The organism is Yersinia sp. 2542 StPb PI, assembly GCF_048593855.1.
Classification (GTDB): domain Bacteria; phylum Pseudomonadota; class Gammaproteobacteria; order Enterobacterales; family Enterobacteriaceae; genus Yersinia; species Yersinia enterocolitica_E.
Map to the genome: position 1 here is coordinate 1 of NZ_JAZGQA010000267.1, position 4,415 is coordinate 4,415.

Below are 4,415 nucleotides of genomic sequence, written 5' to 3' on the forward strand. Positions count from 1 at the left end.
TGAATCAGGCAGCACTGACGGTGACACAGCAAACCGGCAAGGTAACCTTTTTCTCTCGCACCAAACAACGTTTGTGGACCAAGGGCGAAAGTTCCGGTAACGTGCTGAATGTAGTGAATATCTATCCTGACTGCGACAATGATACCCTGCTCATTCTGGCTAATCCTGTTGGCCCAACCTGTCATTTAGGCAATAACAGTTGCTTCGCCCCGGCGGCCAGCGATTGGGGCTTCCTGTACCAGTTAGAGCAGTTATTAGCCTCACGTAAATCAGCCGATCCAGCCAGTTCTTACACCGCCAAGCTGTATGCCAGCGGCACTAAGCGTATCGCACAAAAAGTGGGGGAAGAAGGGGTAGAAACCGCCCTCGCCGCAACAGTGAATGACCGTGAAGAGTTGACCAACGAAGCATCGGATTTGATCTATCACCTACTGGTGTTGTTGCAAGACCAAGATTTGAATCTGAGTAAAGTGATTGGCCGTCTGCGCGAACGCCACGAGAAGTAATTGCCTGATTGCCTTTCTTATCAGCAAAAAAACGCCCTCGACTCAGCATCGAGGGCGTTTTTATTAAGGCAAATATCAAATACTGAAGTTTTGGTTGCCCGCAGTAAGACAGGAGAAACACTCAGATCGTAAAGACGCCATTAATCCATCCCTGGAGGCTCGAGCCGCACCGTCCTGGCGCGGACGCTTTACTCTTCTGAGCATTCCACCTGTTTTAAGTCATCGAATCCTCTTTGCCAAAAAAATTAAGACAAAGCGTAATCCGTTAAAAGGATTACTCCATCCACTCGGTATGGAACACACCTTCTTTATCAGTACGCTTATAGGTATGCGCACCGAAATAGTCGCGCTGTGCCTGAATCAAGTTGGCTGGCAGTACAGCTGAACGGTAGCTATCGTAATAATTAATCGCCGCAGAGAATGTTGGTGTTGGGATACCGTTTTGAACTGCATAAGACACTACATCACGCAGTGCTTGCTGGTATTCATCAGCGATCTGCTTGAAGTAAGGTGCCAACAGCAAATTAGCAATATCTGCATTTTCTGCATATGCATCAGTGATTTTTTGCAGGAATTGTGCACGGATAATACAACCCGCACGGAAAATCTTGGCTATCTCACCGTAATGCAAATCCCAGTTATTTTCGTCAGAAGCGGCTTTCAGTTGAGAGAAGCCCTGAGCATAAGAGACGATTTTACCCAGATACAACGCACGACGGATTTTCTCGATAAATTCAACTTTATCACCGACAAAAGGCTGCACTTTAGGGCCAGTCAGTACTTTAGAGGCAGCTACGCGCTGATCTTTCAGAGAAGACAAATACCGAGCAAACACAGACTCAGTGATCAGTGTTAATGGCTCACCCAAATCCAGAGAACTTTGGCTGGTCCATTTACCGGTGCCTTTGTTCGCCGCTTCATCCAGAATCACATCGACCAGATATTTACCGGCTTCGTCTTTTTTGGTGAAGATATCTTTGGTGATATCAATCAGGTAGCTGTTCAGCTCTCCCTTGTTCCACTCAGCAAAGGTGCTAGCCAGCTCTTCGTTGCTTAAACCTAAAGACTGTTTCAACAGGGAATAAGCTTCTGCGATCAATTGCATGTCACCGTATTCAATGCCGTTGTGAACCATTTTAACGTAATGGCCGGCACCATCGGCACCGATATACGCCACACAAGCATCACCGTCATCAGCACGGGCAGCAATCTTCTCAAGGATAGGCGCAACCAGTTCGTAGGCTTCTTTCTGGCCACCTGGCATGATAGATGGGCCTTTCAATGCGCCCTCTTCGCCACCGGAAACACCAGTACCGATAAAGTTGAAGCCTTGCGCAGAAAGTTCGCGATTACGGCGGATGGTGTCTTTGTAATAAGTATTACCACCATCAATCAGAATGTCACCTTTATCCAGATGTGGAGTCAGTGAAGCGATAGTCTTATCAGTGGCTTCACCCGCTTTCACCATCAGCAGGATGCGACGCGGTTTTTCCAATGAATCAACAAACTCTTCCACGGTATAACTCGGTACCAGATTTTTACCTGGGTTCTCGGCAACCACTTCGTCGGTTTTGTCTGATGAACGGTTAAAGATAGAAACGGAATAGCCACGACTTTCGATGTTGAGCGCCAGGTTACGGCCCATCACCGCCATACCGACAACGCCAATCTGTTGTTTGGACATTAAAAAACTCCTGTCTGAAGGATGACACCTGTTACCGGCCTTGAGGCCAACAGGTTTTTGATGTGGGAAACATGTTAACTCAGGATTATGTCAGCTGGGTAGTGATTGGTGCGATAGATAGCACAACTGACCAGTTGCTGTTCGCACTCGTTTGCTTTGGTAAAGTGCAAACCGATTTGACTCAATTGACCTGGCTGGTTTATAGACAAAAAAAGCAATCCCATGGATTGCTTTTCATTGCTGCTGAAATTGGCTTATGCCACGAACTCTTTCAACCAGGCTTTAAATTCTGCACCTTGTTTGGGGTGACGCAGGCCGTAGGCGACATAAGCCTGCATATATCCGAGCTTCTCGCCACAATTATAGGATTGGCCGGTTAATGCCACACCTTCGACTGGTTTAATCGCAGCCAGAGCATCAATGGCATCGGTCAGTTGGATACGGCCCCAAGCACCAGGCTTGGTTTTTTCCAGCATTGGCCAAATATCCGCAGATAAGACATAACGCCCTACTGCCGACAGATTGGATTTGAGGTCAGCCGGACTTTGCGGTTTCTCAACCATTGCGTTAATTCGGCTACTTTCACCCGGTGCCAGATCCGCTTTTTCACAAGAAATGACCGAATAGTTCGATAACGCCTCAGGTTCGACCGAGTGAACCAACACTTGGCTCGTACCGGTCTCTTCGAAACGTCTAACCAACTGAGCCAAATTATCACGGGTTAAATCCGATTTTGCGTCATCAATCAAGACATCTGGCAACAACACCGCAAATGGTGAGTCACCTACTAGCGGTTTGGCACACAACACCGCATGCCCCAAACCTTCAGGATGCCCTTGACGGATATGCATGATAGTCACACCCGGTGGACAGATAGATTGTACCTCATCCAATAGCTGACGTTTCACACGCGCTTCCAACATGGCTTCCAGCTCATAAGACGTATCGAAATGGTTTTCTACCGCATTTTTCGAAGAATGGGTTATCAGAATGATTTCTTTAATACCAGCAGCAACACATTCGTTGACCACATATTGGATCAATGGTTTATCGACAATAGGCAGCATTTCTTTTGGAATGGCTTTAGTCGCGGGAAGCATTCGCATACCTAAACCGGCAACTGGGATCACTGCTTTCAATTTGGTCATAATTAACCTACTGATTTCTTGAAGCGAATTTAAAATCTATTCCTACTCAGCCGCTAAGCTGAAGTTAGTCAATTTGCTGTTTCAGCCAGGCGGTAAAGCTCTCGCCCTCGGTGTTATGGCGCACGCCATAAGTGACAAAGGCTTTCATATAACCCAATTTGTCCCCGCAGTCGTGCGATTTACCGGTCATATGAAAAGCCTCAACATCCTCTTGCTCCATTAACATCGCAATGGCATCAGTAAGCTGAATTTCATCACCCGCCCCGCGTGGCGTTTTCTTCAGCAGCGGCCAAATGTCTTTTGACAATACATAACGCCCAACCACGGCAAGATTAGAAGGCGCATCAGCAAGTGAGGGCTTCTCTACCACTGCCGTCATTAGGGTACTTTCACCCGGAGACAAAGCCACATGATCACAATCAGCAATACCGTACTTGGAAACATCAGCTTTAGGCACCGGCTCCACCATGATCTGGCTACGCCCGGTCTCTTCAAAGCGCTTAATCATACTGGCAAGATTTTCTTTAGATAAATCTGCTGTTGAATCATCAAGTAAAACGTCTGGCAGCAGCACAATAAATGGGTTATCACCCACCATCGGTTGGGCACATAATACCGCATGCCCCAAGCCCTTGGCATGGCCTTGGCGCACTTGCATGATAGTGACATCCGGCGGGCAGATATTTTTAATCTCTTGCAATAGCTGCCGCTTAACACGTGATTCCAGTGCAGCTTCCAGCTCAAATGATGTATCAAAATGGTTTTCTATCGCATTTTTAGAGGAATGGCTGACCAGCACTATCTCTTTTACTCCGGCGGCCACACATTCATTAACGATATATTGGATCAGAGGCTTATCCACCACCGGCAGCATTTCCTTTGGGATCGCTTTAGTCGCTGGCAGCATTCGGGTACCAAGCCCGGCAACAGGGATCACAGCCTTCAATTTCTTTTCCATCTACCATACCTTTTCTGGAGTGGCCATTAAGCAGGCCTTTGAATAGATACAAATACGATCTGGTAATACGAGCAATATGACCGCGCAAGACTGTATTCCAAATCCTACTTATCCTATAT

The 4,415-nt window shown here is 47.1% G+C and carries 4 protein-coding genes; 1 reads left to right on the forward strand and 3 read right to left on the reverse strand.

Annotation, left to right across the window (positions count from 1 at the left end; translation table 11 throughout):
* On the forward strand, positions 1-506 hold a 506-nt coding region (hisIE, locus tag V1952_RS20230), incomplete at its 5' end, for a bifunctional phosphoribosyl-AMP cyclohydrolase/phosphoribosyl-ATP diphosphatase HisIE (protein WP_420075410.1).
* A gap of 274 nt (positions 507-780) precedes the next feature.
* Here hisIE and gndA read toward each other — a convergent pair.
* The 3 genes from gndA to galU (V1952_RS20245) all read right to left on the reverse strand — a co-directional run bounded on the left by gndA (position 781) and on the right by galU (V1952_RS20245) (position 4,296).
* Positions 781-2,190, reverse strand: a complete 1,410-nt coding sequence (gndA, locus tag V1952_RS20235) for an NADP-dependent phosphogluconate dehydrogenase (protein WP_420075411.1) — start codon at positions 2,188-2,190, stop codon at positions 781-783.
* A gap of 254 nt (positions 2,191-2,444) precedes the next feature.
* The gene (galU, locus tag V1952_RS20240; protein ID WP_420075412.1) at positions 2,445-3,338 is read right to left on the reverse strand and encodes a UTP--glucose-1-phosphate uridylyltransferase GalU; all 894 of its coding nucleotides are present in this window, start codon (positions 3,336-3,338) and stop codon (positions 2,445-2,447) included.
* A gap of 64 nt (positions 3,339-3,402) precedes the next feature.
* The gene (galU, locus tag V1952_RS20245) at positions 3,403-4,296 is read right to left on the reverse strand and encodes a UTP--glucose-1-phosphate uridylyltransferase GalU (protein ID WP_372568912.1); all 894 of its coding nucleotides are present in this window, start codon (positions 4,294-4,296) and stop codon (positions 3,403-3,405) included.
* Positions 4,297-4,415: the final 119 nt, after the last annotated feature.